Here is a 15602-nt window from a genome sequence, read left to right as displayed (position 1 = left end):
GGAATAAATGATGCAGCTACAGGTTAACGCACCGGAGATCGCCACCGCTCGTGAGCAACAGCTTTTTAACGGCAAGAATTTCCATGTGTTTATCTATAACAAAACTGAGAGCATCAGTGGGCTGCATCAGCATGATTATTATGAATTTACCCTGGTGTTAACGGGGCGCTACTATCAGGAAATCAACGGTAAACGTGTGCTGCTGGAGCGTGGTGATTTCGTGTTTATCCCGTTGGGATCGCACCACCAGAGTTTCTATGAGTTCGGCGCCACGCGTATTCTTAACGTTGGTATCAGTAAGCGTTTTTTTGAACAACACTATCATCCTTTATTACCGTTTTGTTTTGTTGCGTCTCAGGTATACCGGGTCAACAGCGCTTTTCTGACTTATATTGAAACGGTTATCGCGTCGCTGAACTTCCGGGGAAACGGGTTAGATGAGTTTGTAGAAGTGGTCACCTTCTACATCATTAACCGGCTGCGCCATCACCGTGAAGAGCAGGTGATTGACGATATTCCGCAATGGCTGAAAGCGACCGTGGAGACAATGCACGACAAAACGCAGTTTGGTGAAAACGCGCTGGAAAATATGGTGCACCTGTCCGCAAAATCTCAGGAGTATCTGACCCGCGCAACGCAGCGTTATTACAGCAAAACGCCAATGCAGATTATTAATGAGATCCGTATTAATTTTGCGAAAAAACAGCTGGAAATGACCAACTACTCCGTAACGGATATAGCGTATGAGGCGGGTTACAGTAGCCCAAGTCTGTTTATTAAAACGTTTAAAAAGCTGACCTCATTTACACCGAACAGTTATCGTAAAAAATTAACTGAATTTAATCAGTAAACAATATTGACCTGACAACACGATTTTATCGCTTGCCCTGAATAGCGCGGGACGTCCGCGCCATACCTGACGAACGGGCAGAGCGTAATACACGCCAGTGTTTTTACACTGAAGGGAGAAAGTATGAGCCAGAAATTAAAAGTCGTCACGATTGGTGGCGGGAGCAGCTACACCCCTGAATTACTGGAAGGTTTTATTAAGCGTTATCATGAATTGCCGGTTTCTGAATTATGGCTGGTGGATGTTGAAGACGGAAAAGAGAAACTGGATATTATTTTTGACCTCTGCCAGCGCATGATCGACAAAGCCGGTGTCCCGCTGAAATTATACAAAACGCTGGATCGTCGCGAGGCTTTGCAAGGGGCGGATTTCGTCACTACGCAACTGCGCGTGGGTCAGCTGAAAGCCCGTGAACAGGATGAACGCATTCCGCTAAGTCACGGGTATCTGGGGCAAGAGACCAACGGCGCAGGCGGCCTGTTCAAAGGGCTGCGCACCATCCCGGTTATCTTTGATATCGTGAAAGATGTCGAAGAACTGTGCCCGAACGCGTGGGTCATTAACTTCACGAACCCGGCTGGCATGGTGACAGAAGCGGTTTATCGCCACACCCGCTTTAAGAAATTCATCGGCGTATGCAATATCCCCGTGGGGATGAAAATGTTCATCCATGACGTGCTGGCATTGCAAGACAGCGACGATCTGTCGATCGACCTGTTTGGCCTCAACCACATGGTGTTTATTAAAGACGTACTGGTGAATGGCGAATCGCGCTTTGCTGAACTGCTGGATGGCGTGGCGTCCGGGCAGTTAAAAGCGTCAACGGTGAAAAATATTTTTGACCTGCCGTTTAGCGAAGGGCTTATTCGCTCGCTGAATATGCTGCCGTGCTCCTACCTGCTTTACTACTTCAAGCAAAAAGAGATGCTGGCGATTGAAATGGGCGAATACTATAAAGGCGGCGCGCGCGCTCAGGTGGTGCAGAAGGTTGAGAAACAGCTCTTCGATCTTTATAAAAATCCAGAGCTGAACATCAAACCGAAAGAGCTGGAGCAGCGCGGTGGGGCTTACTATTCCGACGCCGCATGTGAAGTGATTAACGCTATCTATAACGATAAGCAGACGGAACACTACGTTAATATCCCGCATCATGGTCATGTGGATAATATCCCTGCTGACTGGGCGGTGGAGATGACCTGCACATTAGGGCGGAATGGGGCGACGCCGCACCCGCGCATCACGCATTTCGATGAAAAAGTACTGGGCCTCATCTATACCATCAAAGGGTTTGAAGTCGCAGCCAGTAAGGCGGCGCTGAGCGGTGAGTTCAATGATGTGCTGTTAGCGCTTAACCTGAGCCCGCTGGTGCACTCCGATCGCGATGCGGAAACCCTGGCGCGGGAGTTGATTCTGGCCCACGAGAAGTGGTTGCCGAATTTTGCGGAATGCATCGAGAAACTCAAAGGCGCACAACACTAACAGAGGTTGGGTATGGAACGCTTATTGATTGTGAATGCGGATGATTTTGGCCTGAGCAAGGGACAAAACTACGGCATTGTCGAGGCTTGTCGGAATGGCGTTGTGACGTCCACAACGTCGCTGGTCAATGGTGAAGCCATCGACCATGCGGCGCAATTGTGCCGTGACGTGCCGAAACTGGCGGTGGGGATGCATTTTGTGCTCACCTTAGGGAAGCCGCTGACGGCAATGCCGGGTTTGACGCGTGAAGGGCTGCTGGGAAAATGGATCTGGCAAATGGCCGAGGAAGAGACCTTGCCGCTGGATGAAATTTCGCATGAGCTGGAGTGTCAGTATCAGCGTTTTATCGACCTTTTTGGCCGTGAGCCGACGCATCTGGACAGTCATCACCATGTGCATATGTTCCCGCAAATTTTTCCCATTGTGGCACAGTTTGCGGCAGAACGCGGCGTTGCTCTGCGTATCGATCGCCAGTCGGTGCTTAATGCTGACGATCTGCCGGTAGCGTTACGCAGCTCGCAGGGATTCAGCAGCGAGTTTTACGGCGACGCTATTTCAGAAGCGCTGTTTCTTCAGGTGCTGGATGCCTCTGCTGACAGAGGCGAAAAGTCACTGGAAGTGATGTGTCATCCGGCGTTCATCGACAATATCATCCGTCAGAGCGCCTATTGTTACCCCCGCTTGACTGAGCTTGACGTGCTGACGTCTGCGTCGCTGAAGTATGCGATTGCGGAACGTGGGTATCGTCTCGGCAGTTTTCTTGATGTCTGACTCCTGAGTTTGCGGCGCATTGCTGCGCCGCATTTTTTATGCCGTCAGCCTGACGGCGCTTGTTTTACCCGCCCGTGACCAGACGCGGTGCGTCGCCATCAGCGTAAACCGCACATGCAAGGCGGGACGAACGGGGGCAAAATCAGCTAAGATAGTGTTTTTCTGATTTTTAGCATTTGCCTTTAGTGAAACAACTGATGATGAAACCTCTTCGCCAACAAAATCGCCCGGTTATCAGCTATGTTCCACGCGTGGAGCCCGCGCCGCCAGAACATGCGATAAAAATGGACGCGTTTCGTGACGTATGGATACTGCGCGGAAAGTATGTCGCCTTTATCTTAATGGGGGAGGCATTTCAGCGATCGCCTGCATTTACCGTTCCTGAGTCGGCGCAGCGATGGGCGAATCAGGTTCGCCAGGAAAATGAGATAGCCGAATAATTCGCATAAAAAAACCGCCTGATTAAGGCGGTTTTTTCATCACGCGGGATCAATGATGTGCCAGTTCGGCATCGTCTTCACTATCCAGAAGGGTTTTGTCCGTCTGCTTCAGCCACTGGCTGGTCAGCGTACCGGCAGTCATTGAGCCGCTCACGTTCAGCGCGGTACGACCCATATCGATCAGCGGTTCAACGGAAATCAGCAGCGCGACCAGCGTGACCGGCAGGCCCATCGCAGGCAGGACGATCAGCGCGGCGAAGGTGGCGCCGCCGCCGACGCCCGCGACACCGGCAGAGCTGACGGTCACAATACCGACCAGGGTGGCAATCCAGACCGGATCAAGCGGGTTAATACCGACAGTCGGCGCAACCATCACCGCCAGCATAGCTGGGTACAGGCCTGCACAACCGTTCTGACCAATCGTCGCGCCAAAAGAGGCGGAGAAGCTGGCGATGGATTCCGGTACGCCCAGACGACGCGTTTGCGCTTCCACGTTCAGCGGAATGGACGCGGCGCTGGAGCGGCTGGTAAAGGCGAACGTCAGAACCGGCCATACTTTACGGAAATATTTCAGCGGGCTAACGCCGTTGACGCCCAGCAGGATACCGTGCACCACAAACATGATGATCAGGCCAAGATAAGACGCGACCACGAAGCTACCCAGTTTGATGATGTCCTGTAGGTTAGACCCTGCGACGACTTTGGTCATCAGCGCCAGTACGCCATATGGCGTCAGTTGCATTACCAGGCGCACCAGCTTCATCACCCAGCTTTGCAGGGTATCGATAGCGATTAATACGCGTTCGCCTTTCGGCGCGTCGTCTTTCAGCAGTTTCAGCGCCGCGACGCCGAGGAATGCCGCGAAGATCACCACGCTGATGATGGAGGTCGGGTTTGCGCCGGTCAGGTCAGCAAACGGGTTTTTCGGCACAAACGACAGCACCAGTTGCGGCACACTGAGGTCGGCGACTTTTCCAACATAGTTGGTTTCGATGGCGTTCAGACGCGCGGTTTCCGCGCCGCCCTGCACCAGACCTTCCGCCGTCAGACCGAACAGGTTGGTGACCAGTACACCCACCAGTGCGGCAATCAGGGTAGTGAAAAGCAGCGTGCCAATGGTCAGAAAGCTGATCTTACCCAACTGAGACGCGTTATGCAGACGCGCAACGGCGCTGAGAATAGACGCGAAGACCAGCGGCATGACGATCATTTGCAGCAGTTGTACATAGCCGTTGCCGACGATGTTGAACCACTGAACGGAGTCTTTTAATACCTGACTGTCAGACCCGTAAACGGTGTGCAGGGCGAGACCGAAGATCACGCCCATCACCAGACCGACCAGCACTTTTTTTGCCAGACTCCACTGTTTGTGGCGGGTTTGCGCCAGCACGAACAGCAGTGCAACGAACACCACGATGTTCGCGATTAATGGAAAATTCATCCCCGTTCTCCTGATTTTTTTATACGTATCGCCGTGTGACAGCGATCCTGTTGGCGCAAGGTTAGCAGAACTGTGACCGACCTCTTATATTCAAATGGAATTGTTTATGCCAAAAATGACATTTATGCTGGTTTACTCAGCAATCTGGTGATTTATAAAGCGATCGAACTGCATTTGCAGCATATTAATCATCTGCGACGACCAACGCACTGCACTGTTTTCGGGCATTGTCTGCGGCATCCAGATAGCCCACACGAATAACGCCATGCATAAAAAACGCTCCAGTTGATTGCCTTTTTGCGGAACGAGGATCGGCAGACGAAAGCGCCAGCGGCAGGGCCAGAGCAGGGGAACGCCCGCCGGGGTCAACATATCGGCCAGAATATGGCTTAAATAACCGAGCACCATTCCTTGCAGGGCATCGGCCGGAATAATCCAGCTCTCCGGCACTTTCAGGTAGAAAAGGGCAAGCATAGCGAACACGGCGAACAGGCTGTGCGTAAACCCGCGATGGCCGAATGCGCGCGCGACAGGTTTTGATATCCATTTCAGACGCTGGCCAAGAAATGATTTTGGATGATCAATATCGGGCAGCAGGCAGGTCAGGATGGCCGAAGGGACAATATGCCACCAGTCGCCCTGAGCGAGAACCGGCGTCAATTCCGCATTTTTGGCAAACACTGCACAGGCAATGGAAAAAAGAAGGTGGCCTTCCGCCGTCATGATAAAACCCAATAAACTGTCAATTCATACAGTATAGGGTTTTTATACAGTAGGCGGAAGAGGTGACGTTGTAACTCTATGTCACAAATGACATGAATTAGCGCGCCAGCCAGCCGCCATCGACGGCGAGGGTATAGCCGTGAACGTAATCAGACGCCGAAGAAGCGAGAAAGACAACCGGGCCTTGCAGATCGGCAGGTGTGCCCCAGCGTCCGGCCGGAATGCGGTCAACAATCTCTTTGCTGCGTGCGGCGTCATCCCGCAGCTGCTGCGTATTGTTCGTCGCCATATAACCGGGAGCGATGGCGTTCACGTTGATGTGGTGCTCCGCCCATTCGTTCGCCAGCAACCGCGTGATGCCCAATACGCCGCTTTTCGACGCGGTATAAGAAGGCACGCGAATGCCGCCCTGGAATGAAAGCATTGAGGCGATATTAATAATCTTCCCGCCATCACCTTGCTTCAGGAATTGCCGTGCGACGGCCTGAGAGAGAAAGAACACGGATTTGAGATTCAAATTCATCACATCGTCCCAGTCTTTCTCGCTAAACGACAGCGCGTCTTCGCGGCGGATCGTCCCGGCGTTGTTCACCAGAATGTCGATTCGGTCAAACTGTTCGACCGTTTGCGCGACAATAGCCGGGATAGCGCGTTGCTGGCTCAGGTCGGCCTGGATCGCCATAAAACGGCGTCCGAGCGCCTCCACTTTTGCTGCCGTATCGTGGGGGACTTTGCGATTAACGCCGACGATGTCGCAGCCTGCTTCCGCCAGCGCCAGCGTCATTCCCTGCCCAAGCCCGGTATCGCATCCGGTCACTATCGCGACTTTACCTGCAAGACTAAACGCATCCAGAATCATGTTCACCTCGGCTATCGGTTTTTATCAGTTTTTGCCCTGAGAAAAGGATAGAAGAGGCGGTGAAGGAATACAATAAAAAATGAAACAGTGTTTTATAAAGCAGATGTGCGTAGCAAAACGGGCAATGTCGCCACCGCCCGTCGCTATTTAACCGCGCAGATGCGCTGCGGTCAGTTCAGCCAGCGAAGTCAGTTTGACGTTGGCAAGGGCGAAGCGCGGGTCGTGCTGGCCTTCTTCCGCCGGAACAACAATTGAGCTCATTCGCGCCGCTTTTGAGGCGACCATGCCGTTGACGGAGTCTTCCAGCGCAACACAGGTTAACGGGTCAACGCCCAGTTTGGCCGCGCAATCGAGGTATACCTGCGGATGCGGCTTGCTGTAAGGCAGTTTTTCCGCAGAGGCCAGGGCATCGAAACTTTCACGCAGATCAAACATGGTCAGCACCTTTTCCAGCATATGCAGGGGGGAAGCGGAGGCCAGACCGACCATTAACCCCTGAGATTTGCACAGCGCAACCGCTTCGCGCACGCCGGGGAGCAGCGGGCGAGTTTCTTCAACCAGTGAGATGGCGCGGGTAATGATTCGGTCAGTAACCGCCTGACGGTCTGGCCCATTCCACGGTTGTTGGGCGTACCAGAGGTCAACAACCATATCGATGCGTAAACCCAGCGTATCCGGGAGTTCATGGCGGCGGGTAATATCTACGCCTAAACTTGCCATGACCTCCAGTTCAGCTTGATCCCAAAGCGGTTCGGAATCGATCAGTAGTCCATCCATATCGAAAATTGCAGCAAGAATCTGACGCGGGGTTGACATTACAACCTCTCCTTTTGAGGTAAGAACACAATGGATTAAGCGCTTATTATGGCTAATGACGTATCATAGCGCCTTTAAAGAACAGGCGAAATTGGTTATCAGCAGGTAGACTTAGGCCAAAACGACGCGTCTTTATCAAGGGGAACTCATGACGTATCAACAAGCTGGACGCATTGCTGTCTTAAAAAGGATTCTGGGATGGGTGATTTTTATCCCCGCGCTTATTTCCACACTGGTTTCATTGCTGAAGTTTATGTATGAGCACAGCGAAAAGCAGGAAGGGATTAACGCGGTGATGCTTGATTTTACTCACGTTATGATTGATATGATGCGGGCGAATACCGCGTTCCTGAACCTGTTCTGGTATAACTCGCCGACGCCGGATTTTCAACACAGTCTGAACATTGTTTTCTGGGTGATTTTTGTGTTGATTTTCGTTGGCCTGGCATTGCAGGACTCAGGCGCCAGGATGAGCCGCCAGGCGCGTTTTCTACGCGAAGGGGTTGAAGATCAGCTTATTCTGGAAAAAGCGAAAGGCAGCGAGGGGTTGTCACGCGAGCAAATTGAGTCGCGCATCGTGGTTCCGCATCACACGATCTTCTTACAGTTTTTCCCGCTTTATATCCTGCCGGTGATTATCATCGTGTTGGGCTACGTTTTCTTTTCGCTTCTTGGATTTGTGTAGCAATGAAAAATGCCCGATAGCGCTTCGCTTATCGGGCCTGTGGTTCAGTGCATTTGTAAGCTGTCATCCGGCAAAATGGCTATGCCGCCAGCAACCTTTCCATCGCTTTTTGCGCCACCACCAGGTGTTGCCCGCCAAACAGTCTCGCCCGATTGAGCAGGGTATAGAGCTGATAGATCGGCTGGCGATCCAGAAAATCCAGCGGTAGCGGAGAAACAGACTGGTAGCCATCATAGATCTGCGGAGGTTGGTCGGTATGCAGCGGCAGCATGGCCAGATCGCACTCCCTGTCGCCCCAGTAACAGGCGGGATCGAAAATGTAGGGGCCATCAGGCCCAAGCGCGCAGTTTCCTGACCATAAATCGCCGTGCAGCAGCGAAGGCTGCGGCTGGTGTGAGGCCAGACGCTGCTGAACATGCTCAACGATCGCATCGATATTGCCAAATGCGATGCCTTTTTCTGCCGCCAGTTCGAGCTGCCAGCCAATGCGTTGTTCGGCAAAAAATGTTGACCAGCGTCGTTGCCAGGCATTGGGTTGAGGCGTGGTGGACAGGGCGTTATCAAAATCAAGGCCAAACTGAGGCTGGTCGCTCCATTCATGTAAATGGGCAAGTTGCTGACCGAGGATAAAGGCGTTGTGGGCATCCAGAGGACGGGGAGGGAGATAATCCATCACCAGAAAACTGTAGTCTCTGTCTGAGCCCTGCGCCCAGACTTTCGGGACGGTGACGGTTTTACTGCGGGAAAGCAGCTCCAGTTGGTCAGCTTCCGCCGTAAAGCCGGGAAGGAGCTCTCTTTCATCACATTTGACGAAAAAATCGCGTCCCGCATAGCGTAAATGCCATGCGGCATGGATCTCTCCGCCGGGCAGTTCATTACGCAGTTCGATTTCGCCTTCACCTAATTGCTCGCTTAAAAGACGACTGATAGCCTGCCACATGATGTCTCTCCCCATGTTGTCTGCCAGATCATAAGGTTAGCGCATAAATGCGGTGAAAAAACACGAGCTAACGCACACCGTAGACGCGTTTTTGCACAATGGCACTGATATTATCGGTCTTTAGTCCACTCCTCCCATGTCATGACCGATATTTCTGGTTTCTTATCTAAAGCGCTTTCCGCCAGCCCGGCAGTAAGCGCGGCGATCTCATCTTCGCTCAGGGCGCTGATAAAACCAAATGTGTTGGTACCCAGTTCATGTACATGCCCTTGCTCGTCGGTCATGGTGAGCAGAAAACCGCACCGCGTCAGATGGTTGTTCAACTCGTTAATCTCTGTCAGCGAGTCTTCATGAAATTTCACGGTTATGACATAGCGGATGACATCACCACTGGCCATAAATCACCTCTTTGTAATCACATGATTTTTTAGCATAGTCGGTTAATTCGTATGCTGATAGCTTTGCCGCTGAAACCCCCTCGTAATAAGGAGGGGGATGGCCGATCACTGAGAAAGCCAGGCGTAGATTTTCTGCGTATCGTCCCGGGAACACAGACGTGTTCCTTGATTCAACGTCGCCGCGCTGCCTGCCGAGACGCCGAAACGCACCATCTCTTCCAGCGAGGCGTTTTCCGCCAGTTTTAGCGTCATTGCGCCAACCATGCTGTCGCCCGCGCCGACGGTACTTTGACTTCTGACGGGAGGGGGAACAACCTGGACGCAGCTTTCGCTATCCACCGCTAGCGCCCCCTGCGGCCCCAGAGACACAACGACGCGGCGCGCTTTGCCGCTCTTCACGATTTCCTGCGCCGCTTTGCGCACATCGTCAGGCTGCGTAAGTTCGCGATTGACCAGCGCGCTCAGCTCTTTTTGGTTCGGTTTGACCAGTTCAATATTGCCGAGAGATAACGCCGCGTTGAGCGCATCGCCCGAACTATCAATAATGCAGCGGATGCCCTGTTTCTGCGCGGCGGCAATAAGCTGCGTCAGTTTTTCCAGCTTGACGCCGGGCGGCAGACTCCCGCTGATAACCAAAATGGCGCCGGATTCGATCTCCAGAACCTGTTCTTCAATCTGGCGAAATTCGTCATCATCGAGTGCCGCGCCGGGCATGACAAAGCGATATTGTTCCCCGCTGGACTCCACATGAACATGCAGGTTTTGTCGCGTCCAGTCTTTGGCGTCGATGGTGACGACGGGGACGTTTTCATCGGCCAGAAGTGCGACCAAATGTTCGCCGGTCGCGCCGCCTGCGGGGAAAATCGCGGTTGCGGTTCCGCCAAGATGGGCAATCGCGCGGGCAACGTTGATTCCGCCGCCGCCGGGTTCAAAAACGGGTGATGAACAGCGAAGTTTCCCTTCGGGATAGAGTTGTGGGGTGATTGTTGCGCTATCGAGAGAGGGCGCAAGTGTTAACGTATAGATACGTACCATCTTTACCTCCTGTTAGGCTGACTTCAGTCTGGCACTGAATGCCCGGAAAGGGAAGTAATTAACAATATGATTTACTGGATATTTATTTAAAATTACCGGGAGAAAGATATATAAATAAATATCTGCTTTGGGAACTCTCTTATTCAAAAAATGAAATAAGAATTCATTGCTATGTTATTCGAGCCTTTTTATAATTTGTTACCTTTCCTGGATCGTTTGTCATTGATCCTTATGAAAGTTTCCGGGACCGTAACGGTCTCTTTTTTTGTTGTACGGACTCTTTATAGATGAAGCTTTTGAAGACAGTACCCGCTGCATTAATGTTGGCAGGGGGCGTATTTGCGTCAATGCATGCCGCTGCTGATGATTCCGTTTTTACTGTCATGGATGATCCCGCCACTGCGAAGAAACCCTTCGAAGGTAACCTGAATGCGGGCTACCTTGCTCAGTCAGGCAACACGAAAAGTTCTTCTTTAACGGCTGACACCACGATGACCTGGTACGGTGCAACTACCGCCTGGTCGCTGTGGGGGAATGCCAGCAATACATCCTCCAACGATGAGCGCTCTTCGGAGAAATACGCGGTAGGTGGCCGTAGCCGTTTCAATATGACCGACTACGATTACCTGTTTGGCCAGGCAAGCTGGCTGACAGACCGTTACAACGGTTATCGTGAGCGTGACACACTGACCGCCGGTTATGGCCGTCAGTTCCTCAACGGGCCGGTGCACAGCTTCCGTTTTGAATTCGGTCCTGGCGTACGCTATGACGAACATACCGATGGCAAAACCGAGACCCAACCGCTGGGCTACGCTTCCGGTAGCTACGCCTGGCAGATGACGGATAACACCAAATTTACGCAGGGCGTGTCCGTTTTCGGCGCTGAAGATACCACCCTCAACTCAGAGACGGCGTTGAATGTCGCGATCAACGAGCATTTTGGTTTAAAGGTGGCTTATAACCTGACCTGGAACTCCGAACCGCCCGCAACGGCGCCGGAACATACCGATCGCCGCACGACGGTATCGTTAGGGTATAAGATGTAATCGCCTGCCGGGTTGTTTTAAACACGACCCGGCTTTTTAAATTAGCGTTTTTATCGCGATTGCGCGCTAAGTGAAATTATATTTATATTTTCCGTGGCGAATGCCATTCATAAAAACGCGTTGAACGTGCATATTATTGATGCTTTCTATTCATTCGCAGGAATTAACTTTCGGCGAACGCTTCGGATATTAGCCCCAAATCATCGCCGCCCAGCGGAGCAGCAACATTGCGCCGCAAATGAGGAGCAATACGACAACCATCTTCCAGTGTTTTTTGGCAAAGCGGTTTGTTGGCATTTTCTCTCTTCCTGTCAAAATCGGACTGATGCTCCCAGTGTAACAAAAGCGATGGCGCGTCAGGGAATTGATTTACATCATACAGTTCGGCGTGATTGCGGCTTTGATCGGCAGTCAATGCCGTGTACACTGTCAAACGGTGTTATCAAAAAACGGGTGTAGGTCCAGTCTTGCCATTCAGGCGGGCCGTGACATATTTCGCAGAGTGAAGCGGGAATCAGCCCATAACTTTTTGATAATTTTAAATATTGAAACTTTGTATGTGATCTTTCGTGTGGGTCACCACTGCAAATAAGGATATAACATGCCTGTTATTACTCTTCCTGATGGCAGCCAACGCCATTACGACCACGCTGTAAGCCCCATGGATGTTGCGCTGGACATTGGTCCAGGACTGGCGAAAGCCTGTATCGCAGGTCGCGTTAATGGCGAACTGGTTGACGCGTCCGATCTCATTGAAAACGACGCTCAGCTGGCAATCATCACCGCGAAAGATGAAGAAGGTCTGGAGATCATTCGTCACTCCTGCGCGCACCTGTTAGGGCACGCGATTAAACAACTTTGGCCGAACACCAAAATGGCTATCGGTCCGGTTGTCGATAACGGTTTTTACTATGATATTGATCTCGACCGTACGTTAACCCAGGAAGATGTCGACGCGCTCGAAAAACGGATGCACGAGCTTGCTGAGAAAAACTACGACGTCATTAAGAAGAAAGTGAGCTGGCACGAAGCGCGTGAAACCTTCGTGAAGCGTGGCGAAACCTATAAGGTTTCTATTCTTGATGAGAATATTGCGCATGATGACAAGCCGGGCTTGTATCATCATGAAGAATATGTCGATATGTGCCGTGGCCCGCACGTGCCGAACATGCGTTTCTGCCATCACTTCAAACTGATGAAAACCGCAGGGGCATACTGGCGTGGCGACAGCGACAACAAGATGCTGCAACGTATTTATGGTACGGCGTGGGCGGATAAAAAATCCCTGAACGCCTATCTGCAACGCCTTGAAGAAGCCGCCAAGCGCGACCACCGTAAAATCGGTAAGCAGCTTGACCTGTATCATATGCAGGAAGAAGCGCCGGGTATGGTGTTCTGGCATAACGACGGCTGGACTATCTTCCGTGAACTGGAAGTCTTTGTGCGTTCTAAGCTCAAAGAATATCAGTATCAGGAAGTTAAAGGTCCGTTCATGATGGACCGTGTGCTGTGGGAAAAAACCGGGCACTGGGAAAACTACAAAGATGCGATGTTCACTACCTCTTCAGAGAACCGTGAATACTGCATCAAGCCGATGAACTGCCCGGGCCACGTGCAGATCTTCAACCAGGGTCTGAAGTCCTACCGCGATCTGCCGCTGCGTATGGCGGAATTCGGTAGCTGCCACCGTAACGAACCGTCAGGCGCCTTGCATGGCCTGATGCGCGTACGTGGCTTCACCCAGGATGATGCGCATATCTTCTGTACTGAAGAACAGATTCGCGATGAAGTGAACGCCTGTATTCGTATGGTCTACGATATGTACAGCACCTTTGGCTTCGAGAAAATCGTCGTCAAACTTTCCACTCGCCCCGAAAAACGTATCGGTAGCGATGAAATGTGGGATCGTGCTGAGGCGGATCTGGCCGTTGCGCTGGAAGAAAACAACATCCCGTTTGAGTATCAACTGGGTGAGGGCGCATTCTACGGTCCGAAAATTGAATTTACCCTGTATGACTGCCTCGATCGTGCATGGCAGTGCGGTACGGTACAGCTGGACTTCTCTCTGCCGTCTCGTCTGAACGCCTCTTATGTTGGCGAAAACAACGAGCGTCAGGTGCCGGTGATGATTCACCGCGCGATTCTTGGGTCAATGGAACGTTTCATCGGTATCCTGACTGAAGAGTTCGCAGGCTTCTTCCCGACCTGGCTTGCGCCGGTTCAGGTAGTGGTGATGAACATTACGGATACTCAGTCTGAATACGTTAACGAATTGACGCAGAAACTACAAAATGCGGGCATTCGTGTAAAAGCAGACTTGAGAAATGAGAAGATAGGCTTTAAAATCCGCGAGCACACTTTACGTCGTGTCCCTTACATGTTGGTCTGTGGCGACAAAGAGGTAGAAGCAGGCAAAGTAGCCGTGCGTACCCGTCGTGGCAAAGACTTGGGCAGCCTGGACGTAAATGAAGTTATCGAGAAGCTGCAACAAGAGATTCGCAGCCGCAGTCTTCACCAACTGGAGGAATAAAGTATTAAAGGCGGAAAACGAGTTCAAACGGCGCGTCCTAACCGTATCAATGGCGAAATTCGCGCCCAGGAAGTTCGCTTAACAGGTCTGGAAGGCGAGCAGCTTGGTATTGTGAGTCTGAGAGAAGCTCTGGAAAAAGCTGAAGAAGCTGGAGTAGACTTAGTCGAAATCAGCCCTAACGCCGAGCCGCCGGTTTGTCGTATAATGGATTACGGCAAATTCCTCTATGAAAAGAGTAAGTCTTCTAAGGAACAGAAGAAAAAGCAAAAAGTTATCCAGGTTAAGGAAATTAAATTCCGTCCTGGTACAGATGAAGGCGACTATCAGGTAAAACTCCGCAGCCTGATTCGCTTTCTCGAAGAGGGCGATAAGGCCAAGATCACGCTGCGTTTCCGCGGTCGTGAGATGGCCCACCAACAGATCGGTATGGAAGTGCTTAATCGCGTGAAAGAAGATCTGGCTGAACTGGCAGTTGTCGAATCCTTCCCTACGAAGATCGAAGGCCGTCAGATGATTATGGTGCTCGCTCCTAAGAAGAAACAGTAAGGCCTTCAAGTAGCAATTCCTGTGGAGCCTTCGGGCTTCACAGATTTTGTTCGCCTGGGTTTCGTTTATTAACAATGCGAAGTGGAAGTTATTAAAATGCCAAAAATTAAGACCGTACGCGGTGCTGCTAAGCGCTTCAAAAAAACCGGTAAAGGTGGTTTTAAGCACAAGCACGCTAACCTGCGTCATATTCTGACCAAAAAAGCGACCAAGCGTAAACGTCACCTGCGCCCGAAAGCCATGGTTTCCAAAGGCGATCTGGGTCTGGTAATCGCGTGCCTGCCGTACGCATAAGCCGTTAACGTTTTTTTTAACTTTTTTATGCCCGATAGATTTCGCATGTCGCAAGGCGGTTAACGCCGCGAAAATGTGAAAGATGAAGGGCGAATCAGAATAGATACAGGAGAGCACTATGGCTCGCGTAAAACGTGGTGTAATTGCACGCGCACGTCACAAGAAAATTTTGAAACAAGCCAAAGGCTACTACGGTGCGCGTTCTCGCGTATACCGCGTTGCCTTCCAGGCAGTTATCAAAGCTGGTCAGTATGCTTACCGTGACCGTCGTCAACGTAAGCGTCAGTTCCGTCAACTGTGGATTGCGCGTATCAACGCAGCAGCACGTCAGAACGGTATTTCTTACAGCAAATTCATCAACGGCCTGAAAAAAGCCTCTGTTGAAATCGACCGTAAGATCCTGGCTGACATCGCAGTATTCGACAAAGTAGCGTTCACCGCTCTGGTTGAAAAAGCGAAAGCAGCTCTGGCATAAGCCAGTGAAAAGAGGGAGCCTGGCTCCCTCTCTTTTATTTGTAGTGCAATCAATCAGTTGACAATTTATCCGTAACCCTTTTCAATAAAGGTTGTCCGGTTTTACCACACAAGGTAACGCAAGCATGAATGCTGCTATTTTCCGCTTCTTTTTTTACTTTAGCACCTGACTCCAGGAGGCTAGCGCGTGAAAGAAGAAACGAAAAACAGCGCGAAAAAGCCTCCTGATGGAGGCTTTTTTTGTACCTGAAATCGAGAGATTAAGTCCAACGAAC

At 51.4% G+C, this 15602-nt stretch carries 19 protein-coding genes and 1 other annotated feature; of the genes, 11 read left to right on the top strand and 8 right to left on the bottom strand.

The window, feature by feature from the left end:
- Positions 1-7 precede the first annotated feature (7 nt).
- The 4 genes from chbR (at position 8) to cedA (ending at position 3540) form a co-directional block, all read left to right on the top strand.
- A complete protein-coding gene (chbR, locus tag OGX81_RS15520) occupies positions 8-850 on the top strand; it encodes a transcriptional regulator ChbR (protein ID WP_012132626.1) in 843 nt (280 codons plus the stop codon).
- A 123-nt stretch (positions 851-973) separates the two neighbouring features.
- Entirely contained in the window at positions 974-2329 is a 1356-nt protein-coding gene (locus OGX81_RS15515) for a 6-phospho-beta-glucosidase (RefSeq protein WP_058669037.1), read from the top strand.
- A 12-nt stretch (positions 2330-2341) separates the two neighbouring features.
- Positions 2342-3100 (top strand): chitin disaccharide deacetylase, encoded by a 759-nt coding sequence (gene chbG / locus OGX81_RS15510; RefSeq protein ID WP_104868731.1) that lies wholly within the window; start codon positions 2342-2344, stop codon positions 3098-3100.
- Positions 3101-3276: 176 nt separating this feature from the next.
- The gene (gene cedA / locus OGX81_RS15505) at positions 3277-3540 is read left to right on the top strand and encodes a cell division activator CedA (protein ID WP_196050445.1); all 264 of its coding nucleotides are present in this window, start codon (positions 3277-3279) and stop codon (positions 3538-3540) included.
- A gap of 49 nt (positions 3541-3589) precedes the next feature.
- Here the strand turns inward: cedA and tcyP are convergent, their stop codons facing one another.
- The 4 genes from tcyP to hxpB all read right to left on the bottom strand — a co-directional run bounded on the left by tcyP (position 3590) and on the right by hxpB (position 7379).
- Positions 3590-4981 (bottom strand): cystine/sulfocysteine:cation symporter, encoded by a 1392-nt coding sequence (gene tcyP, locus OGX81_RS15500; protein ID WP_012132621.1) that lies wholly within the window; start codon positions 4979-4981, stop codon positions 3590-3592.
- 132 nt (positions 4982-5113) lie between these two features.
- Entirely contained in the window at positions 5114-5716 is a 603-nt protein-coding gene (locus tag OGX81_RS15495; protein ID WP_077956894.1) for a metal-dependent hydrolase, read from the bottom strand.
- Positions 5717-5801: 85 nt separating this feature from the next.
- On the bottom strand, positions 5802-6563 hold the full coding sequence (kduD, locus tag OGX81_RS15490) for a 2-dehydro-3-deoxy-D-gluconate 5-dehydrogenase KduD (RefSeq protein WP_104868730.1): 762 nt from the start codon (positions 6561-6563) through the stop codon (positions 5802-5804).
- A gap of 147 nt (positions 6564-6710) precedes the next feature.
- Entirely contained in the window at positions 6711-7379 is a 669-nt protein-coding gene (hxpB, locus tag OGX81_RS15485; protein WP_104868729.1) for a hexitol phosphatase HxpB, read from the bottom strand.
- Between the two features lie 148 nt (positions 7380-7527).
- Here hxpB and OGX81_RS15480 point away from each other — a divergent pair, with 148 nt between their 5' ends.
- A complete protein-coding gene (locus OGX81_RS15480; protein WP_012132617.1) occupies positions 7528-8064 on the top strand; it encodes a YniB family protein in 537 nt (178 codons plus the stop codon).
- Positions 8065-8143: 79 nt separating this feature from the next.
- On the opposite strand, the gene OGX81_RS15475 is transcribed toward OGX81_RS15480, so the two are convergent.
- The 3 genes from OGX81_RS15475 to pfkB form a co-directional block, all read right to left on the bottom strand.
- Complete coding sequence (locus tag OGX81_RS15475; protein ID WP_024130386.1) at positions 8144-9004, bottom strand: fructosamine kinase family protein; 861 nt, start codon at positions 9002-9004, stop codon at positions 8144-8146.
- A 110-nt stretch (positions 9005-9114) separates the two neighbouring features.
- The gene (locus OGX81_RS15470) at positions 9115-9402 is read right to left on the bottom strand and encodes a type V toxin-antitoxin system endoribonuclease antitoxin GhoS (RefSeq protein ID WP_012132615.1); all 288 of its coding nucleotides are present in this window, start codon (positions 9400-9402) and stop codon (positions 9115-9117) included.
- 105 nt (positions 9403-9507) lie between these two features.
- The gene (pfkB, locus tag OGX81_RS15465) at positions 9508-10437 is read right to left on the bottom strand and encodes a 6-phosphofructokinase II (protein WP_104868728.1); all 930 of its coding nucleotides are present in this window, start codon (positions 10435-10437) and stop codon (positions 9508-9510) included.
- Positions 10438-10724: 287 nt separating this feature from the next.
- Between pfkB and OGX81_RS15460 the strand changes: the two genes are divergently transcribed.
- Complete coding sequence (locus OGX81_RS15460) at positions 10725-11483, top strand: DUF481 domain-containing protein (protein ID WP_012132613.1); 759 nt, start codon at positions 10725-10727, stop codon at positions 11481-11483.
- Positions 11484-11672: 189 nt separating this feature from the next.
- Here the strand turns inward: OGX81_RS15460 and yniD are convergent, their stop codons facing one another.
- Positions 11673-11780 carry a small membrane protein YniD gene (gene yniD / locus OGX81_RS15455; RefSeq protein WP_096753848.1) on the bottom strand — a complete coding sequence of 36 codons (108 nt, stop codon included), beginning with the start codon at positions 11778-11780 and terminating at the stop codon, positions 11673-11675.
- A 304-nt stretch (positions 11781-12084) separates the two neighbouring features.
- Here yniD and thrS point away from each other — a divergent pair, with 304 nt between their 5' ends.
- The 5 genes from thrS (at position 12085) to pheM (ending at position 15497) form a co-directional block, all read left to right on the top strand.
- Positions 12085-14013: a threonine--tRNA ligase gene (gene thrS / locus OGX81_RS15450; protein WP_104868727.1), complete on the top strand. Its 1929-nt coding sequence runs from the start codon at positions 12085-12087 to the stop codon at positions 14011-14013.
- A 3-nt stretch (positions 14014-14016) separates the two neighbouring features.
- Positions 14017-14559 (top strand): translation initiation factor IF-3, encoded by a 543-nt coding sequence (infC, locus tag OGX81_RS15445; protein WP_047457361.1) that lies wholly within the window; start codon positions 14017-14019, stop codon positions 14557-14559.
- A 96-nt stretch (positions 14560-14655) separates the two neighbouring features.
- Entirely contained in the window at positions 14656-14853 is a 198-nt protein-coding gene (gene rpmI, locus OGX81_RS15440; protein WP_001124225.1) for a 50S ribosomal protein L35, read from the top strand.
- Between the two features lie 118 nt (positions 14854-14971).
- The gene (gene rplT / locus OGX81_RS15435; RefSeq protein WP_000124850.1) at positions 14972-15328 is read left to right on the top strand and encodes a 50S ribosomal protein L20; all 357 of its coding nucleotides are present in this window, start codon (positions 14972-14974) and stop codon (positions 15326-15328) included.
- 119 nt (positions 15329-15447) lie between these two features.
- Positions 15448-15571, top strand: a sequence feature (Phe leader region).
- Positions 15453-15497, top strand: coding sequence for a pheST operon leader peptide PheM (gene pheM / locus OGX81_RS15430; RefSeq protein ID WP_001386830.1), 45 nt, complete (start codon positions 15453-15455; stop codon positions 15495-15497). Its footprint overlaps the feature before it by 45 nt.
- Positions 15572-15602 lie beyond the last annotated feature (31 nt).

Source organism: Citrobacter sp. CK206 (assembly GCF_030333125.1).
Lineage (GTDB): Bacteria > Pseudomonadota > Gammaproteobacteria > Enterobacterales > Enterobacteriaceae > Citrobacter_B > Citrobacter_B koseri.
The sequence above is the reverse complement of the archived record's forward strand: the minus strand, read 5'-3'. Positions and strand labels throughout refer to the sequence as shown.

Coding starts and splice junctions, on each gene's coding strand:
- chbR (WP_012132626.1), top strand. CDS start 8: ATGATGCAGCTACAGGTTAACGCACCGGAGATCGCCACCGCTCGTGAG.
- OGX81_RS15515 (WP_058669037.1), top strand. CDS start 974: ATGAGCCAGAAATTAAAAGTCGTCACGATTGGTGGCGGGAGCAGCTAC.
- chbG (WP_104868731.1), top strand. CDS start 2,342: ATGGAACGCTTATTGATTGTGAATGCGGATGATTTTGGCCTGAGCAAG.
- tcyP (WP_012132621.1), bottom strand. CDS start 4,981: ATGAATTTTCCATTAATCGCGAACATCGTGGTGTTCGTTGCACTGCTG.
- kduD (WP_104868730.1), bottom strand. CDS start 6,563: ATGATTCTGGATGCGTTTAGTCTTGCAGGTAAAGTCGCGATAGTGACC.
- hxpB (WP_104868729.1), bottom strand. CDS start 7,379: ATGTCAACCCCGCGTCAGATTCTTGCTGCAATTTTCGATATGGATGGA.
- OGX81_RS15480 (WP_012132617.1), top strand. CDS start 7,528: ATGACGTATCAACAAGCTGGACGCATTGCTGTCTTAAAAAGGATTCTG.
- OGX81_RS15475 (WP_024130386.1), bottom strand. CDS start 9,004: ATGTGGCAGGCTATCAGTCGTCTTTTAAGCGAGCAATTAGGTGAAGGC.
- OGX81_RS15470 (WP_012132615.1), bottom strand. CDS start 9,402: ATGGCCAGTGGTGATGTCATCCGCTATGTCATAACCGTGAAATTTCAT.
- pfkB (WP_104868728.1), bottom strand. CDS start 10,437: ATGGTACGTATCTATACGTTAACACTTGCGCCCTCTCTCGATAGCGCA.
- OGX81_RS15460 (WP_012132613.1), top strand. CDS start 10,725: ATGAAGCTTTTGAAGACAGTACCCGCTGCATTAATGTTGGCAGGGGGC.
- yniD (WP_096753848.1), bottom strand. CDS start 11,780: ATGCCAACAAACCGCTTTGCCAAAAAACACTGGAAGATGGTTGTCGTA.
- thrS (WP_104868727.1), top strand. CDS start 12,085: ATGCCTGTTATTACTCTTCCTGATGGCAGCCAACGCCATTACGACCAC.
- rpmI (WP_001124225.1), top strand. CDS start 14,656: ATGCCAAAAATTAAGACCGTACGCGGTGCTGCTAAGCGCTTCAAAAAA.
- rplT (WP_000124850.1), top strand. CDS start 14,972: ATGGCTCGCGTAAAACGTGGTGTAATTGCACGCGCACGTCACAAGAAA.